Source organism: Dorea sp. AM10-31 (assembly GCF_003435815.1).
Classification (GTDB): Bacteria; Bacillota; Clostridia; order Lachnospirales; family Lachnospiraceae; genus Dorea_D; species Dorea_D hominis.
The window spans coordinates 130,173-148,686 of the sequence record NZ_QTUV01000002.1 but is presented as its reverse complement, the minus strand read 5'-3'; the positions used below and the strand labels follow the sequence as shown (position 1 = coordinate 148,686).

Genomic DNA, 18,514 nt, shown 5'->3' with positions numbered 1-18,514 from the left:
CTCCTTTTATCTTAAGCTTTTTCTTCCTTTTTATTAAATATCTCACGATCCAGCGCCTTGTTCTGATGTGCAACGATTGTTGTACATACAGCATCACCTGTAATATTAACGGCTGTTCGTGTCATGTCAAGAATACGGTCAATACCCATGATCAGTCCGATTGCCTCAACCGGGAGTCCTACAGAATTAAATACCATTGTAAGTGTAACAAGACCTACACTTGGTACTCCGGCCGTTCCGATAGATGCAAGTGTCGCTGTCCCGATAACCGTAACATAATCGGTAAGAGAAAGATGGATTCCAAATGCCTGTGCCGCAAACACAACAGCTACACCCTGCATAATCGCTGTTCCATCCATATTGATCGTCGCACCAAGCGGGATCGTAAAGGACGAAATTTTCTTGGATACACCCATTTTTTTAGACAGCGTATCGATGGAAAGCGGAATGGTCGCATTGGATGTTGCTGTTGAAAATGCAAACGCCATAACCGGGAAGAATTTTTTAATAAATTTGAATGGATTCAGTCCTGTAAATCCTTTTAAAAGTCCCAGATATACAACAAAACACTGCAGGGCAAGTGCAAGCAGGACACCGATCATGTATTTTGCAAGCGGAATGAACGCGCTGAAACCGATATTAGCAAAAGTGCGTGCGATCAGGCAGAACACTCCGATCGGAGCAAGTCCCATAACCATCATTGTCATTTCCATCATGATGTCATTGAACTGACTGAAGAAATTGCTGACTGTCTCTGTACGCTCTCCTAGTTTTGCCAGAATAACACCGACGATCAGTGCAAATACAATAATCTGAAGCATTGTTCCGTTTGCCAGCGCATTCAGCGGATTGTCCGGAATGATATTCAGAAGCGTTTCTGTCAGTGTAGTTGCTTTCATGGACTCCACTTCCGCAGCATTCTGCTGAATACTGCTCATATCCAGTCCTTTGCCAGGATTAATTAGATTACCGACAGATAACGCAACTGTAACTGCAACGGCTGTTGTAAACAGATAAAAAACGAGTGTACGCACGCCGACTGTTCCGAGTTTTTTTGTATCTCCAATCGACATACTTCCACATACGATCGAACAAAATACAAGTGGAACAACAAGCATCTTCATCAAACGGATGAATCCTTGTCCGATTACATATAAAATTCCTTCTACGATTACATCATCTTTGATACTGCTTTTCGGGACAAGATAACATAAAATCACACCAAACAGCGCTCCTGCAAGAAGGGAAATGAATATTTTCGTAGTAAGTCCCATCTTTTTCTTTTCTTTTGTATTACTCATGAGTCTCCTCCTTCCACTCGGCAATGTATTCCTCAAGAGACTGTTTCCATTTCGGCATTTCATATACATCAATGATCCGTAAAATAAAATTATCCAGAACCGCATATGCTGGCCGTACCAGATGTTCTTTAGAATCTGCAATTGAAATCTCTTTTACTTCTGCATGAAGACCTGCCAGAGATAGAATCTCTCTTGCAAAATCATATCGACTGCAAAGTCCTTTACATGTTGCATGATAGGTTCCATATTCATTTGTTGTAATAAGATACAAAATAATACGTGCCAAATCCTTCGCACTGGTCGGACATCCGGTCTCATCTATTGCAGCCTCGATCAACTCTCCATTTCCCGCCTTCCGCAATACACGTGTCACAAAATTATCGCCATGTCCAAAAATCCAGCTGCTCCGAATCACAAAATGTTTGTGTGTAAATTCCCGCACATAATTTTCACCGGCTCTCTTAGAGCGTCCGTACACGGTCTTCGGATTCGTATCATCAAATTCACTGTAAGGCGTATTTTTGTTACCATCGAAGACATCATCTGTAGATATCTGGACGATTTTAGCACCGATCTTACGTGCGACGATACTTAAATTTCTTGCACCGAGTGCATTAACACGGTACGCCAGTTCCGGTTCTTTTTCACAAAGATCCATATCTGTGATTCCGGCACAGTTGATGATCACATCCGGACGGTTGATCTCACCAAAGCTTAATACTTCATCTGTCTGTGTGATATCCAACTCATCTTTATCTGTGTTAAAAACTTCCATCTCCAGTGGATCTAACACTTCGTTAATAGCAGTTCCGATCTGTCCTGCCGATCCTGCAATCCATATTTTTAACATGTTTCATCCTCCTCTTTCGTTCCTCATTTACTCATGAAATTACCGGTGTTCCAGAATCGGAAACGCCGATGTATCTTCAGAGATCATTTGAATGATTTCTGAGCTGTTCACACTCATAAACTCATCCTTTTTGTAATCCATTGCAACAAATGCAGCAAACAGCAGAAAGCTTATGAAAAGCCGGAGCCCCAGTGTACCGCTCTTAAATTCCTGCGGCTCTTCATAAAGCAAACGGTATGCCGCTCCATATCTCGGGTGTACCGCCGGAGAGTCATAAGAATCCCGGTACAGTTCCCGTGTCCGCATTAATAATTTCTGCCTTCGTCTTTCTGCTTCATTCAATCCCGGTCACATCCTTTCCACTCTAGGATATGCATGGATATTCGGTTCTATACCTGAAAAGACAGTGCACGCGCATTAGCGGCTTGCCAGTTCTTTTACAATATCTTCCCAGTTCAGTCCTTTTTCAACCATTAATACAATCATATGATAAAGGAAATCCGAGATCTCATACTTCGTCTCTTCTGCACTTGGATTCTTGGCAGCGATCACAATCTCCGTTGCCTCTTCGCCGATTTTTTTCAAAATCTTATCAATTCCTTTATCAAATAAATAATTCGTATAAGAACCCTCTTTTGGATTCTCTTTTCTGTCTACAACGGTATTATAGATGATTTCAAAAACTTCCAGCGGATTTGCTTCGTTATATTCCGTTCCTGCAAGGTGCTGGAAAAAACAGGTCGGATTACCGGTGTGACATGCCGCACCAACCTGATCTACTTTTGCAAGTAACGTATCATAATCACAGTCAATTGTCAGCGACTTGACATACTGGAAATGCCCGCTTGTCTCACCTTTCACCCAGAGCTTCTGGCGGCTTCTGCTGAAGTAAGTCATTTTTCCTGTTTTGATCGTCTGATCAAATGATTCTTCATTCATATAGGCTAACATCAATACTTCTCTCGTCTTATAATGCTGTACAATAACCGGGATCAGCCCCTGCTCATTTGTCTTAAACTGTGAAAATTCCATAATACTTTCAAAAGAAGTCATCTGGATGCCTTCCTCTGAACACTCTTTCTTAAATTCCACAAAATCCATATCCGGCTGACTGACATATTTTCCTGAAAGCCCTTTCACTCCCGGACATTTAAGTATCTTGAATAACTCCGGTTTTTCCAGCGTATCTGTTACGATTACACATGGAATATCCGTTACGTCCATAACCGAATTAAGATCCAGACGATGCATGAACACAATCTCACTGGAATATTCATCAATCAGATGCTGATGTTTGAAAAGCGCATCAAAATCATTCAGCGATACTGCAATTTTCTCTTTTCCAAAACGTTTTGCCGCCTCTTCCACTGCCTTCGCACTGTCCGGTTTGGAAAAATTCAGCATTGCACGCTTTGCTCCGGCATACAAAATCTTCTTTACATCCTCCTGCCGTTTGATATTACCACCCGCTACCATTGGGATACGGATCAAGCGATTAATACGGCGCATCAAGTCAATGGCTTCTTCGTGCTCATCATCAGATGTAGAAAGATCGAACACAAGCAACTCATCTGCCCCGTGATCGCTGTAGTATTTTGCAAGTGCGATCACATCGTCCTGTAACACGCTCTTATCATTAAACCATTTTACAGCCTTCCCACCTGCAATAAAAATGCAGGGAATCAATCTTTTATAACTCATATATGTTCAAAAACTCCTTTAAAGACTTCCTTTTGTCGTCCACGCTTCTTTGATCCGTGGTTCATCCATAGTTGCCATATCAAGCGCTTTTCCAAAACTTTTGAAAAGTGCTTCAGCCATGTGATGATTGTTCTCACCATCCATGATCTTAAGATGGATGTTCATTCCTGCGCTGTAAGAAACAGCGTAGAAAAATTCTTTCACCATCTCTGTGTCCATGTCACCAATCTTTGGAACTGTAAATTCTGCATCATAGCGAAGGTATGGACGACCGGACAGATCTACCGCGCAAAGTGCTAGCGTCTCATCCATCGGAAGGATCATATCCCCAAAGCGTTTGATACCGGCTTTATCTCCGATGGCTTTTAAAATGGCATTTCCTAGCACAATTCCTGTATCTTCGATCGTATGATGACTGTCTACATCCAGATCGCCATTTAGTCGAACAGTCAGGTCGAACAGTCCATGTCTTGCAAATCCGTCCAACATATGGTCAAAAAATCCAATCCCCGTATGAATATCGTTATTTCCGGTTCCATCCAGATTCAGCGTAATGGAAATGTCGGTTTCTTTTGTTTTTCTTTCACAAGTAACGATTCTGCTCATTTTTTACATCCTCCTTACTTCTTCTCAAAACGTACTTTGATGGAATTTGCATGTGCTGTCAGATGTTCTGCTTCTGCAAATTTCTCAATATCGGTATGGATCGCACCAAGTGCTTCCTGTGAGTAGGCAATAATGCTTGATTTTTTAATAAAATCATCAACAGAAAGCGGTGAGAAGAATTTTGCTGTTCCGTTTGTCGGAAGGACATGGTTCGGTCCTGCAAAATAATCTCCAAGCGGTTCACTGGAATATTCGCCAATGAAAATAGCGCCTGCGTTGCGGATGCGTGTCATAATGTCATACGGATTCTTTGTCTGGATCTCCAGATGTTCCGAAGCAATCTCATTCGCAATGTCAATCACTTCTTCCATGGTATCTGCTACCAGTATGTATCCATAATTATCCAGTGATTTGCGGATGATCTCACTTCTGGAAAGTTCATTTAAAAATCCGTCTACTTCTTCAGATACCTTCTCTGCAAGCTCCTGGCTGGTTGTCACTAAAATTGCAGAAGCGAGCTCGTCATGTTCTGCCTGGGACAGAAGATCCGCAGCTACATAGCGTGGATTTGCTGTCTCATCAGCGATTACAAGAATTTCACTTGGTCCTGCTATCGCATCAATGCTTACATGTCCGTATACAGCACGCTTTGCAAGTGCAACATAAATATTTCCAGGTCCTACAATTTTGTCAACCTTCGGGATACTCTCCGTTCCATAAGCAAGTGCAGCGATCGCCTGTGCGCCGCCGACTTTATATACAACATCAGCACCTGCTTCATGTGCTGCAACCAGTGTTGTCGGTGTGACTTTTCCGTCTTTTCCCGGAGGTGTTACCATTACGATTTCGTCAACTCCTGCAGCTTTCGCTGGTGCAATATTCATAAGGACAGAAGACGGATAAGCAGCTTTTCCGCCTGGCACATAGACGCCGACTCTCTGAAGAGGTGTAACTTTCTGTCCAAGCATTGTTCCATTCGGTTTGCTCTCAAACCAGCTGTTCTGACGCTGTCTCTCGTGATAATCACGGATATTAAATAATGCCTTGCGGATAATACCTGTTAACTCTTCGCCGACTAATTCGTAAGCTTCTTTAATCTCTTCTTCTGTTACTTTAATATTCGATGCATCAATCTTTGCTCCGTCAAATTTTTCTGTATATGCAAATACAGCCGCATCTTTTTCGCTGCGTACATGATCCAGGATTTCTGCAACACCCTGCTCATATTTGCCATAGTTATTCGGACTTCTCTTTAAAAGATCCTCCAGCAGATTCATTTTTGTATTCTTATCGAGATGCTGTATTCTCATTTTTATCACTCCTATATTCCTATATCTGTGCGCGTAATTTCATTAATAATGCCTTAATTCTGTCACTCTCCATACGCATGCTTACCGGATTGACGATCATACGCGCAGACAGTGGGCAAACTTCCTCCAACACTTCCAGACCGTTTTCACGCAGTGTGGAACCCGTTTCTACAATATCCACGATCACTTCAGAGAGACCAACGATCGGTGCCAGTTCAATCGAACCGTTTAATTTTACAATCTCTACAGTCTGGTGTTTTGTGTTGTAGAAATAGTCTTTTGCAATATTCGGATATTTTGTTGCGACACGGATCAGCTCATGATGTTTCAATAACGGTATTGCATCTTTATAACCGCACACACACATTTTACATTTCCCATAACCAAGATCCAGAACTTCATGAACCTTACGTCCCTCTTCAAGGATCGTGTCTTTTCCGACAACTCCGATGTCCGCTGCACCATATTCTACATAAGTCGGTACATCCGGTCCTTTTGCAAGGAAGAAGCGAAGCTTCAACTCTTCATTTGTAAAGATCAGTTTTCTGGAATCTTTGTCTTTCATCTCTTCACAGGTTATACCAATTTTCTCAAACAGTTCCAGCGTCTGTCTTGCCAGACGCCCTTTTCCAAGGGCAAATGTAAGATATCTCATAGTAAAAACTCCATTCTCTTATATATTATGATGTGGTCTTCTTTCCGTTTCCGGCAATCTTGTGTTCACCTGTCACAAGATTGATCATGACCACTTCTCCATCTTCTCTTATATATACAAGGTTTCCTGCATAATACTCTTTTCCATAAGTAATATATTCTTCCAGGATCTTGTCATCCGCTTTCTTGATCAGTTCCACATTCTTTGCTTTGTTACGGAAATCTTTTGCAAGCATAACCGCCTGTTTTGTCTTCCCTTCATCATATAAAATGATCGTATTCTTTCTTGTATATACGATACGGAGTTTCTGTCGGTTCATCGCATTCATCAGCTCATCAATGACAATTGCAAATCCAATAGAAGGTGATTTCTTACCAAACTTCTCCAACAGATGGTCGTAACGTCCACCTTTTACGATCGCATCTCCGGTTCCAAAAGTATAACCGCGGAAAACAATACCGGTATAATATCCGTAAGTTCCTGTCATGCTCAGATCAAATGTTACAAATTTTTCCATTCCATATAATTTTAAAATGTCATATATATGTTCCAGACGTCTGATTGCCATAATACCGGCAGAGTTAGGTGCAAGATCTTTTGCCTGGGAAAGGATCTCTACTCCGCCAACCATTTCTCCAAGTGCTGCAAAAGCTTCCTTGGAGCTTCTCTTTACAAGAATACTGTCCAGATATTCTTCCACACCGAAATAATTCCGGTTATTGATTAGTTCAATGACGCGTTCTCTTGCATCCTCATCCAGCGATGCATCTTCAATCAGGCTCTGGAAGAAATCAACATTCCCCACGCTGATTTGAAATTCCTTCACGCCAATTGTAAGCATCGATTCAATCACAAGTGCAAGCATCTCTGCATCTGCTTCCACGGAATCATCACCAATCAGCTCTGCGCCCATCTGTGTGACTTCTCTTAATCTCCCCTGATAGTTGGAATGATTAATAAATGTATTACCTGTATAGCAAAGCCGGATCGGCACTTCTTCCTCACCAAACAGTGTTGCTGCTGCTCTTGCAACGGACGGTGTGATATCTGACCTCAGTGCAAGTGTATTTCCATCTTTATCAAAAAACTTATATAAATCTTTGGATGCCGTTGTTCCGATTTCTTTACGAAACACATCAAAATATTCAAACATCGGTGTCTGGATATCATGATAACCATATAAATGGAACGTCTTCTTTAAACGGCTCTCCAGTGCAAGTTTCTTTCCGCATTCTACATTATATATATCCCGGACTCCTTCCGGTGTATGCAATACTTTCTTCATATGACCTCCTGTTAGCTCTTTCACTTTAGCGTGCTAATACGTTAAAACCCTTTCCGTATTATATACATTTTCTGATTCTTTGTCAAGTATATGACAAAGCCTGCCATTACTTCTGTTTCTGCTCCCGGACATCCAGGTCTTTATTAATCCCGTCCAGATACGGAACAAGACTTCCACGCCTTAATTCCATAAAAAATTCCGGATCCAGTTCTTCCAGACGGAAGCTTTTTCTGCCGCCTTTTTTTGCACGGTTCCAGAACTTCATCATTTCTTCATAGCGCATATAATACAGTATATTTTTTGCTGAATAATAAAGCAAAAAAAATGCAATTCCTTCCTGTTTTTCAAATCTGCCCATAAACTCTATCTGATGCTCATGGATATTCTGTAATGGAAAGGTATCTGCCACACATTCTTTTGCATCAAAGCAAACCGGAATGCCCTGCACAACACCGATATAATCAACCGTACTTCTCTGTTCAAAATATGCCAGTGTGATCTGCCGGTGTTCCTTATCCATGCGGACCGGCGTGATCGGTGTCGGGATCTTCTGGATCAGCGCCAGATTTTTTTCCATATAATATTCATTGGTCCGGTTTACGAAATCCTCTAATGTTGAACCTCTAAGACCTCTTGAGTTCCATGTTCCCATGTTGTCTCCTTTATGATTTTATAGAAATCTTCCGGAACCGGAGCTGTAAACGTTCGCCCGGAAAGTTTCTTTAATGTCTTATTCATCTCCGGCATTACAAGTTCATATGCATGCAGCATCTGTCTTGTCTGTGCTGTCTTCATTCTTCCGTTCCATTTCCGGTTCCACTTTGGATCACCATACTTCGGATCACCAAGAAGCGGATGTCCCTGCCATGCCAGATGTGCGCGGATCTGATGCGTCCGTCCGGTGATCAGATGCACTTTCAAAAGTGTTATTTCCTGATTCCATGCAACCGGAACATATTCTGTCTCGATTGGAACTGCATCAGCGTCGGCCTGTTTTGAAATTCGCACCTGGTTGGTCGCTTTGTCTTTCTGTAAATAGCCGCAGATATGTGCTCTTTTATCGATTGTTCCTTTCACAAGACAGAGGTAATATTTTTTCAGTGTTCTGTCTTTGAAAAGTTCTGAAAGCTTCTGTAATCCCGCCAGACTTTTTCCGGCAGTAATAAGGCCGCTCGTATTCCGGTCCAACCGGTTGCAGATGGATGGTCTGAATGTCTTAAAATCATCTTGCCTCAAAGCTTTCGTTTCAAGCAAATGTTCCATTAAATATTCGACAACCGATACATCCGAAGGCTTTGCTTTCTGGGATAGCACCCCGGCCGGTTTGTTATAAAAAACAACATCTTCATCTTCGTACACAACAGGCATCTGGATCTTTGGAAGCTTTTTCTTACTATGTGCAGTTTCCTGCTTTCCGGTAAATTTCTCCAGTGTTTCATCAGCAAGAAACAGTTTCACCTGATCCCCTTTTTTTAACTTTTCACTACCTGTTGCCTTTCTGCCGTTCAGCACAATATTCTTCTTACGCAGCATTTTATACAGGAAACTTCCCGGAGCTTCACTTAAATATTTCTTTAAAAATTTATCGAACCGCTGTCCGGATTCATTTTCCTTAATATATATTTCTCTCATACACGATTCCTTATATAAATATTTTACATGGATGTTGTCAGAAGGAGATGCCGTATCCGCCGTTCTCTTCTCCGGTTATCCGGCTTCTCGATTGCCGCAATACTGTTCATTCCCTCCGCACGTGATAAAAATGCAACATAATCATGAAAAACTTTTACAGTAACTTTCTCATATTTATGGTTGTGAAGCATTTCCTTAATATATCTTGCCGCCTTTGTCTCATCCGTTTTTTCATTGCTGGTGTAGCCGCACACCGTATGTCCGGAAATGACGATTGCATCTACCTGCATGACTTTTTCCGGACTTGTAATGACAAGATCATAGACTCTTGTCAGAAGCGGTGCTTTTTCTTCAATCTCTTTGCACTTGTCCGACGCAATGCTCTGATAAGGAGCCATTGTAATATACTCAACAAGCATCTTTGCAGCCGGAAGACATCCGACAACTGCTACTACAGTGAGCAAGTTCATGCGGGAACCACTCTGTACAATACCGATCACAACAAGCGCTATGACCACTGCAAATTCAATGACCGCCCAGAGCAGATATTTTGTTTTGCGGAAACGGATATATCCCGGACGTCCTTTTTCAATCTTCATTTATTATTATCCTTCTTTCCTGTTATTCTATCCTCTTTTATCAATCAGCATGCCTGATACGAATCAGATTCCATTTAACTTACGCATCAAATATGCGCTAAGAACATCCGGCAGCAATTTTCCTGCAATTCTGGCAACTTTCATAGATGTGCCGTATACAGAAACACATCTATGGTCCACCGCATCCAGCAATGCTTTTCTGGCAACCGCTTTTGGATCCACTTTTGTAACTTTGTTACTTTTTCCAAGAAGTTCACCGCTGTGTGCAAAAAATTCCGTGTCCACAGGACCCGGGCACACCACTGTTACAGATATCTCCGCCGGTTTCCATTCCTCGCGGATCGCCATGGACAGACGGTAAACATATGATTTTGACGCAGCATATATTGCAAATCCCGGCTGTGGTGCGAATGCCGCTGCACTCGCCAGATTGATCACACGGCTTCCTCTGCCAAGAAACGGCCGGCAGAGCAGAAGCATTCTTGTAAGACTCTGACAATTCAGTTTTACCATGCGAAGTTCTGTATCCTGCTCTCCTTCTCCGAAACAGCCGGACAACCCGCAGCCCGCGCTGTTAACAAGTATCCGGATCTCTGCATTTTTACGTTCCAGCTCTTTTTCGATTCTTTCATAAATATAATCTCGGTTCAGATCTCCGTCAAAGATCCGTACCGGAACAGTAAATTCCTTTTCCAGTTCCTGCAGGCGCTCTGTTCTTCTTGCCACAAGCCAGATCTCATCCAGATTCCGGTACAGTTTTACAATCTGTCTTGCAAATTCTCTGCCAATGCCAGAAGAAGCTCCTGTTACTAATGCAATTTTCATAGGATCATCTGCCTTTCTTTTTGTGTACGTTACGGATTGCTTTCTTTTTATACGGGCGCTTTCCGCCAGAAGCATTTCCACTACTAGATGTATTTCTGTGACCGGAATCATTTCCCCGCTCCGGCGCACGGCTCTTACTATAGGATGTTCCCTGATTCTTCCCACCGTGCCGTTTTGGACGCAGCAAACAGTGTTTATCATAGCCTACCAGATCCATACGTCCCGCTTTCTTAAGCGCTTCCAGCACGATATCATAATTCTGCGGATTGCGATACTGGATCAAAGCACGCTGCATCGCCTTTTCGTGCGGATTCTTCGGAACATACACCGGTTTCATCGTCCTTGGATCCACACCTGTATAATACATACAGGTAGAAATCGTTGACGGTGTCGGATAAAAATCCTGTACCTGTTCCGGCATATACCCAAGATCTCTCAGATATTCCGCAAGCTCAACAGCTTCTTTTAATGTCGATCCCGGATGGGAAGACATCAGATAGGGCACAAGGTACTGCTTCATACCAAGCTGTTCATTGATTTTTTTATATTTCTCAGTAAATTTCTGATAAACTTCATTCCGCGGCTTACCCATACAGGTAAGTACCGCATCTGAAACATGCTCCGGCGCTACCTTAAGCTGACCGCTCACATGATATTTACACAGCTCTTTAAAAAATGTATCATCCTTATCTGCAAGCACATAATCAAATCGGATTCCCGAACGGATAAAGACTTTTTTTACTTTGGGAATCTTCCGCAGTTTCCTGAGAAGCGATACATAATCTTTGTGATCCGCTTTAAGGTTCTTGCAAGGTGTCGGGAACAAACACTGCCTGTTCTTGCAGACTCCATATTTTAACTGTTTCTCACAGGATGGATGTCTGAAATCAGCCGTTGGTCCGCCCACATCATGGATATAACCTTTAAAATCCTTATCCTGTGTGATATGTTCTGCTTCTTCCAGCAGGGATTCATGACTTCTCGTCTGTATGATGCGTCCCTGATGGAACGTAAGCGCACAGAAATTGCAGCCGCCAAAACATCCTCTGTTGCTGATCAGGCTGAATTTGACTTCCGAAATAGCCGGGACGCCACCATCTTTCTCGTAAGACGGATGATAAGTCCGCATGTAAGGATAGCTGTATGTCTCGTCCATCTCCTGTTGGGAAAGAGGCTTTGAAGGCGGATTCTGTACGATATACATATGTTCGCCGTACGGCTCTACCAGTCTCTTTCCGGTAAATGGATCTGTATTACAATACTGCGTATAAAAACTTCTGGCATAGTTGAGCTTGTCCGCTTTTAAATCCTCAAAAGCCGGCAGCATAACTGCATCATACACACTGTCCAGACTCTTTACTCTGCAGACTGTTCCATCAATAAAAGTAATATCTTTCACATCGATCCCACTGTCCAGAGCCTCAGCGATCTCGATGATCGAACGCTCTCCCATTCCATAAGAAATAAGATCTGCGCCGGAATCTAAGAGTACGGATCGTTTTAATTTATCTGACCAGTAATCATAATGCGCCATACGTCTGAGACTCGCTTCAATTCCCCCCAAAATGATCGGCGTCTTCTTATAGACCTGCCGGATCAGATTACTGTAAACGATTGTCGCATAATCCGGTCTTTTTCCCATTATGCCGCCCGGAGTAAAGGAATCTTTGCTTCTTCGTTTTTTTGATACAGAATAATGATTGACCATCGAATCCATATTGCCCGCAGACACAAGGAAACCAAGCCTTGGTTCTCCATATATCATTATACTGTTTTTATCTTTCCAGTCCGGCTGTGCAATGATCCCGACTTTGTAACCAAAAGCTTCCAGTTCTCTCGTAATAATTGCATGTCCGAAAGACGGATGATCTACGTAAGCATCACCGGAAATATATACAAAATCCACCTGCTCCCATCCACGGTCGATCATGTCTTGTCTGCAGATTGGCAAAAATTGCTGTTTCATTAATCGTTATACCTCTTATCTATCTCTTCTGAGATTCATGTTTTCTCATATTAATTACTAGTTATCTTACTAAATTATAGAATACTCTTCAATTCGCTGTCTGTAAGTTTCCGGTATTCTCCCGGAGCAAGCTCTTCATCCAGTACAAGTGCACCCATACGTTCCCGTTTCAGATAGACAACTTCCTTACCAACAGCCAGAAACATACGTTTTACCTGATGAAATTTTCCCTCCCGGATTGTCAGCCGGATACGTGAAACCGTGCCTTTTTCCAGAATCTTCAGTTCCGCAGGCATTGTCCACTCTGGTTCTTCCTGAGTACCAATATTGATTCTCTCTTTGAATACACGGACATCATCCTCTGTCACGCCACCTCTGATCTTCGCATAATAGCACTTATCGACATGTTTTTTGGGCGATAACAGTCTATGTGCCAGTGCTCCATCATTTGTTATAAGAAGAAGCCCCTCTGTATCTTTATCCAGACGACCGACCGGAAATAAATCTTTACGTTTTTTCTCTTTTATGAGATTCAGAACTGTTATATCTCTTTTGTCTTCTGTTGCAGATATCACACCAGCCGGCTTATTCAGCATATAATATTCAAATGTTTCATAAGCAACCGGTGCACCGTCAAACGTAATTTTATCTTCGTCTTCCCGGATCTTATATTCCGGCTTCTTTATAATATCTTCATTTATCTTCACGCGTCCCTGACGGATATATTTCTTTACTTCCTGGCGTGTACCGATACTCATATCTGCCAGATATTTATCCAGTCTGATCATTAGCAAAGCCTCCATCCCGGAAGATATTTATTTTTCAGCGTCTGTCCTGATAATTTACCAAATCCAAGCGGATAGCCGTCTACGCAAACCAGATACCAGCCTTTTTCCTTTGATCCGGTCATATCTTCTACATCCAGTGTCTCCCCTTTCAGATAACGTTTCACGCGCTCATCTGATACCGGGAAATCTAATACTTTTTTGTACTCGTCCTTTTTCAGGCACATGGCAAGCGCCTGACTTGGTTCAAACCGTTTTTTCTTAAGTTCGCCAAGCAACAGCCCTGTCCGCAGGAAACGAATGCCACATACATCCGGCAGATCTTCCGGCATGTAGTAAACCCGTTCTCCATGAACATCCAGCCTTGCAGCATCCAGTTCCCACGTAGTATCTTCAAGGAACACTTCCAGATCTTCCGGTAATTTCTTTTTGCTTTTCTTGCCAGGAAGCAATTTCTTATCGGTTGCAGGGAGTGGCTTTCCTTTTCTCAGAAGCGCAAGGTAGTGTCCTTCCCCTTTCATCTTATGAGGAAAGATACGGACTGTTTTTGCAAATTCTTCAGACTTTGAAGCTGTAAGCTCCGGCATCCCTTTTTCAAATCCTTCGTAGCCTTTTATATCTAATATCTCAAATTCCGGATATTTTTTCAATAAATATTCAATTGTCCCTTCATTCTCCCTGCCATCAAAGGTACAGGTAGAATAGAGCAGCATGCCACCAGGTTTTAACATTCTCGCTGCCTGCGTAATAATACTTTTCTGGATATTAGCAAAAAATTCAGGGCCATGTTCTTCCCATGCCTTCACCATCTTTTTATCCTTCCGGAACATACCTTCGCCGGAGCACGGTGCATCGATCAAAATTTTATCAAAATATTCTGCAAAATAATCTTCCAGCTTTCCAGGCTCTTCGCTCAGCACCAGAACATTGCCAATACCAAATACTTCTATATTTTTCAACAATCCTTTTGCTCTGGAATTGCTGATATCATTGGCTATCAGAACCCCCTCTCCTTTTAGCTTTGCACCTAATTCTGTCGCCTTGCCACCCGGAGCTGCACAAACGTCCAGCACCTTATCGCCCGGTTCTACCGGCAGACGATTGGCAGGTGTCATGGCACTTGGTTCCTGAAGGTAATACAATCCAGCAAAATAATATGGGTGTCTGGATGGTGTTACCTTGTCTCCATCGTAATAAAACCCATTTTCAATCCACGGAATCGGCGTGATCTCAAATGGACAGATCTTCTTAAAATCTTCTACAGATATTTTATTTGTATTTACACGCAAGCCGTAATATCTCGGCTCATCATAGCAGGACAAATACTCCGGAAATTCATCTCCTAAAAGTGCCTGCATCTTTTCTTCAAATTTATCGGGCAGTTTCATGTCTTACCTTCCTTATGTTCTTTGCAAAATATACGCATAACATATCGCTGATTCATCATCCGTTTCGCAAATGCCTATACGCTTTTTTAGTATAACATATAACAATACTGATTGCAAAATCGGCACCGTCAAAAATGATATTTAAGCTTTTGTCGTTTGCATTTTTGTAAAATGTAATATGGATTTACACTGATTTCCATTCCTTTATCGTATTTATAAATTCCGACATGCAGATGTACTGGGAATTTTCCTGTTTTCCCCTCTTCCCCATAACCGGAATCCCCCATAAACCCAATCACCTCTCCCGCTATAACTGTATCCCCTCTTTTCTTATTGCCAAAGCTATGCAAATGTGCGTAGTAGTAATAAGTACCACTGTCAGAAGTTACGCCGATTCTATATCCGCCTTTTTCTGTCCACCCAAGATTCGTAATCGTCCCATCCGTCATACTTACAACCGGACACGTTCCCGCTTTACTGTTCGCAACCATAAGGTCGCAGCCTTCGTGTCCTCTTTTCCCACCATAAGTGCGTTCCAACATCCAGGAGTTTTCAAAAGTGATTTTAAATTTTGCATTATCTACCGGTTCGGGCAGTGGAAAATACACCACTTCTTTTTTTACCTGTTTCGTCCACCTGTGGTATTTTTGCAGGACATCTGTATTTTTGCTACTGGATTTTTCAAGTTTTTCCGACGCGAATCCCGCGCGTATTTCTTCAACAAGCATATTCTTTTCTATGCTTTTATTCGCGCTATTATCATAGGTGGTTTTAATTAGAACCACTATCAGCATTATCAAAATATACATTCCCACTTTTCGGCAGTTATTTCTTTTTGTTTTGAATCTTCGTTTCATTTCGCATTTATTATTAGTTCTTTTTAATACCACTATATGTATTTTAAGCATATCATTATGCCCTGGCGTATCATACAACATAATTCTTTATATAATCTTCTGTTATAGCGACTCTGCTTTCGATTAATGATTGAAAAAGCAAAACACAGGCACTACAGATCGTTATGATCCACAGTACCCGTGTTTTATTTTTCTTATTCAATTATTAAACTTATTAAACTGCTAATTAAACATCCTTCAGCGTTCTGTATTATTACTCTTCAGATACTGCGTATTATTTTAATTTCGCAAGAATTGCTTTCAGATAATCCCATGTTCTCTCTGTAGAAGCAATATCCAGTTTTTCATTGAAAGAGTGTACATCCAGCATATCCGGTCCCATAGATACGCAATCCAATCCCGGACACTTATCCATGAAGAAACCACATTCCAGCCCACTGTGCGTAGCAAATACAACCGCTTTCTTTCCATACATATCTTCGTATATATCAGACATCAATTTCTGTAATTTAGATTCCGGATTGTACTGCCATGCCGGATACTCTCCGTTGATAACAGCTTCCGCTCCGACTGCTTTACAGCACCGTTCGATTTCTGCACGCATCTCCTGCTTCTTGGATTCGAAAGAGCTTCGCATCTGGTATCTTACTTTTACATGATCTTCATCCGTGCTGACAACACCCATATTCAGGGAAGTCTCTACAAGACCTTTCAGGGAACGGCTGAATTCAACCAATCCGTTTGGCGAAATTATAATATATGTAATAATATGATCTGTTGCTTCATCATCAAAAGCATCCATCGTTGTCTGACCTTTGACTTCTACATCCAGTTCCAATGTTGGTTCTTCACCGACAAATTCAGCTGTCCAGATTTCTCTCATCTGATCTGTACATTTTTTTACTTTCTCAATATCACTCTCAGCTACAAGTAAAACTGCCTCACAATTCCGAGCAATAACATTATCCTTGGATCCTCCATTGATGGATACCATATGGAATTTAACTTCTTTGGAAACGGCATCCAGAAGACGTCCCATCATCTTATTTGCATTACCGCGCTGTTTGTCAATCTCCATACCGGAGTGTCCCCCAAGCAGTCCGTGAACTTTCACCAACACCTCTGTTCCATCCATCTTTTCTCTGTGGAATGGAATTCTTGCTTCAATGTTAATTCCACCTGCACATCCAGTTGTCAGAATGCCTTCAATCTCAGAATCCACATTGATCAGTGTCTTGCCTTTTAAGTTACTGAAATCTAAAGCAATCGCACCATACATGCCTGTTTCTTCATCAATTGTAAAAACTGCTTCGATCGGTGGATGTGGAATATCGTCACTGTCTAATAATGCCATTGCCATCGCAACCGCAATACCATCATCAGCACCAAGCGTTGTATCTTTGGCTTTTACAAAACCATCTTCTACATAAAGCTCCAGTCCATCTTTTTTGAAATCATGTGTACTTCCCGGTCTCTTCTCGCAGACCATATCCAGATGTCCCTGAATGATCACCGGATCGCTGTTCTCATATCCTGCTGTTCCCGGTTTCTTGATAATTACATTGTTCGTGTCGTCCTGAATGTACTCAAGATTTCTTTCTTTTGCAAACTCAACGCAAAAGTCACTGATCTTCTTCGTATCAAATGTTCCCCTCGGAACTTTGCTGATTTCCTCAAAAAAGTGAAATACTTTCTTAGGTTCTAAATTTTCTAATACTGCCATTTTTCTTACCTCTCTTTTCGACAAATTCTATCTATATTATGGTATACAAATCATAAAAAATCAACTTAATTCATAAAATAAATTAAGAATCTTCTTACGAAAGTCTGAATTATGGATTGTTATTTTTTTATCGTAGTTACAATTATCATTTTTTTCCTGATGCTGTTTTTTCCGCAGACTGCGATCTGTGGGGCAAGCCTTGGTCTGATGCTCTGGTTTCAGACAGTCCTTCCTGTATTGCTGCCATTTTTAATACTGACAGCCCTGCTTTTAAAAAGCAACGGATTCTTCTTGATCTCCAGACTTGTCCGTCCCATACTCCGTCCTCTGTTCGGTATCTCCGACTATGGTTCTTTCGCACTGCTTGTCGGTTTCTTATGCGGCTATCCGATGGGAAGTAAAGTCACGGCTGATTTAAAAAGAGAAGGTAAAATCACAGTAAACGAAGCCTCTTATCTGCTTTCTTTCTGCAACCAGACAAGTCCAATGTTTCTGATCAGTTACATTTTCTACATTCATTTAAAGCGTCCGGATCTTCTGTTCCCCGGTATGCTCCTGATCGAGGGCGTTCCTATCCTTATGAGTATTCCGTTCCGCAAAATATACTGCCCCGCTGTCACATCCAGCGCTTCTTCTCCTTCACCTCATTTTACCTGGAATATGCTGGATGACTGCATCATGCAGTCTTTTGAGACAATCACAAAAATTGGCGGTTATATTATTATCTTTTCCGTTTTTCTGCAGTTTGGTAAAGAATTGCCATTTACACATCCGTTGTTGACCTTCCTATTTCTTCCTTCCCTTGAAATTACAAATGGTATTGCTTTAATCTGTAATTCGGGAGTTCCGACAGACCTGGCTTTTGTACTTGCAACCGGACTGGCTTCGTTTGGAGGCTGGTGTTCCGTGGCACAGACGTACAGCATGATCCGTGGAAGCGGTCTTTCTATTGGCGATTACATAGCAAAAAAGCTGATCATCACAGGGATAACCAGCTTGCTTGCTTACATATATATCTTTTGTTTTTAAAA

18 protein-coding genes are annotated in these 18,514 nt (G+C 41.8%); 1 reads left to right on the top strand and 17 read right to left on the bottom strand.

The features are described from left to right. Positions 1-11: 11 nt before the first annotated feature. The 17 genes from DW125_RS03825 to DW125_RS03745 form a co-directional block, all read right to left on the bottom strand. Positions 12-1,301: a dicarboxylate/amino acid:cation symporter gene (locus tag DW125_RS03825; RefSeq protein WP_021860957.1), complete on the bottom strand. Its 1,290-nt coding sequence runs from the start codon at positions 1,299-1,301 to the stop codon at positions 12-14. Beyond that, positions 1,294-2,151 carry a dTDP-4-dehydrorhamnose reductase gene (gene rfbD / locus DW125_RS03820; protein WP_117537198.1) on the bottom strand — a complete coding sequence of 286 codons (858 nt, stop codon included), beginning with the start codon at positions 2,149-2,151 and terminating at the stop codon, positions 1,294-1,296. Before rfbD ends, DW125_RS03825 begins: the two co-directional genes overlap by 8 nt. Positions 2,152-2,190: 39 nt before the next feature. Then, on the bottom strand, positions 2,191-2,493 hold the full coding sequence (locus DW125_RS03815) for a hypothetical protein (protein ID WP_117537197.1): 303 nt from the start codon (positions 2,491-2,493) through the stop codon (positions 2,191-2,193). Positions 2,494-2,568: 75 nt separating this feature from the next. Beyond that, positions 2,569-3,852 carry a bifunctional phosphoribosyl-AMP cyclohydrolase/phosphoribosyl-ATP diphosphatase HisIE gene (gene hisIE / locus DW125_RS03810; protein ID WP_021860454.1) on the bottom strand — a complete coding sequence of 428 codons (1,284 nt, stop codon included), beginning with the start codon at positions 3,850-3,852 and terminating at the stop codon, positions 2,569-2,571. 18 nt (positions 3,853-3,870) lie between these two features. Next, positions 3,871-4,458, bottom strand: a complete 588-nt coding sequence (gene hisB / locus DW125_RS03805; RefSeq protein ID WP_117537196.1) for an imidazoleglycerol-phosphate dehydratase HisB — start codon at positions 4,456-4,458, stop codon at positions 3,871-3,873. A 14-nt stretch (positions 4,459-4,472) separates the two neighbouring features. After that, a complete protein-coding gene (hisD, locus tag DW125_RS03800; protein WP_117537195.1) occupies positions 4,473-5,768 on the bottom strand; it encodes a histidinol dehydrogenase in 1,296 nt (431 codons plus the stop codon). Positions 5,769-5,787: 19 nt separating this feature from the next. Then, the gene (hisG, locus tag DW125_RS03795; RefSeq protein ID WP_021860457.1) at positions 5,788-6,423 is read right to left on the bottom strand and encodes an ATP phosphoribosyltransferase; all 636 of its coding nucleotides are present in this window, start codon (positions 6,421-6,423) and stop codon (positions 5,788-5,790) included. A 25-nt stretch (positions 6,424-6,448) separates the two neighbouring features. Continuing rightward, positions 6,449-7,708 (bottom strand): ATP phosphoribosyltransferase regulatory subunit, encoded by a 1,260-nt coding sequence (hisZ, locus tag DW125_RS03790; RefSeq protein ID WP_117537194.1) that lies wholly within the window; start codon positions 7,706-7,708, stop codon positions 6,449-6,451. Between the two features lie 106 nt (positions 7,709-7,814). Beyond that, the gene (locus DW125_RS03785) at positions 7,815-8,360 is read right to left on the bottom strand and encodes a Holliday junction resolvase RecU (protein ID WP_021860459.1); all 546 of its coding nucleotides are present in this window, start codon (positions 8,358-8,360) and stop codon (positions 7,815-7,817) included. Continuing rightward, the gene (locus tag DW125_RS03780; protein WP_117537193.1) at positions 8,318-9,340 is read right to left on the bottom strand and encodes an RluA family pseudouridine synthase; all 1,023 of its coding nucleotides are present in this window, start codon (positions 9,338-9,340) and stop codon (positions 8,318-8,320) included. The genes DW125_RS03785 and DW125_RS03780 overlap by 43 nt, the downstream gene beginning before the upstream one ends. Before the next feature lie 23 nt (positions 9,341-9,363). Next, a complete protein-coding gene (locus DW125_RS03775; RefSeq protein WP_021860461.1) occupies positions 9,364-9,939 on the bottom strand; it encodes a hypothetical protein in 576 nt (191 codons plus the stop codon). Between the two features lie 63 nt (positions 9,940-10,002). After that, complete coding sequence (locus DW125_RS03770; RefSeq protein ID WP_117537192.1) at positions 10,003-10,764, bottom strand: SDR family NAD(P)-dependent oxidoreductase; 762 nt, start codon at positions 10,762-10,764, stop codon at positions 10,003-10,005. A gap of 4 nt (positions 10,765-10,768) precedes the next feature. After that, positions 10,769-12,730 (bottom strand): YgiQ family radical SAM protein, encoded by a 1,962-nt coding sequence (locus DW125_RS03765; protein ID WP_117537191.1) that lies wholly within the window; start codon positions 12,728-12,730, stop codon positions 10,769-10,771. Between the two features lie 74 nt (positions 12,731-12,804). After that, positions 12,805-13,518 carry a pseudouridine synthase gene (locus tag DW125_RS03760; protein ID WP_117537190.1) on the bottom strand — a complete coding sequence of 238 codons (714 nt, stop codon included), beginning with the start codon at positions 13,516-13,518 and terminating at the stop codon, positions 12,805-12,807. Continuing rightward, complete coding sequence (locus DW125_RS03755; protein ID WP_117537189.1) at positions 13,518-14,903, bottom strand: RsmF rRNA methyltransferase first C-terminal domain-containing protein; 1,386 nt, start codon at positions 14,901-14,903, stop codon at positions 13,518-13,520. The genes DW125_RS03760 and DW125_RS03755 overlap by 1 nt, the downstream gene beginning before the upstream one ends. Positions 14,904-15,031: 128 nt before the next feature. After that, positions 15,032-15,697: a M23 family metallopeptidase gene (locus DW125_RS03750; protein WP_242992899.1), complete on the bottom strand. Its 666-nt coding sequence runs from the start codon at positions 15,695-15,697 to the stop codon at positions 15,032-15,034. 337 nt (positions 15,698-16,034) lie between these two features. Further along, positions 16,035-17,483: an aminoacyl-histidine dipeptidase gene (locus DW125_RS03745; protein WP_021860467.1), complete on the bottom strand. Its 1,449-nt coding sequence runs from the start codon at positions 17,481-17,483 to the stop codon at positions 16,035-16,037. Between the two features lie 111 nt (positions 17,484-17,594). Here DW125_RS03745 and DW125_RS03740 point away from each other — a divergent pair, with 111 nt between their 5' ends. Continuing rightward, positions 17,595-18,512, top strand: coding sequence for a nucleoside recognition domain-containing protein (locus tag DW125_RS03740; protein ID WP_021860468.1), 918 nt, complete (start codon positions 17,595-17,597; stop codon positions 18,510-18,512). Positions 18,513-18,514 lie beyond the last annotated feature (2 nt).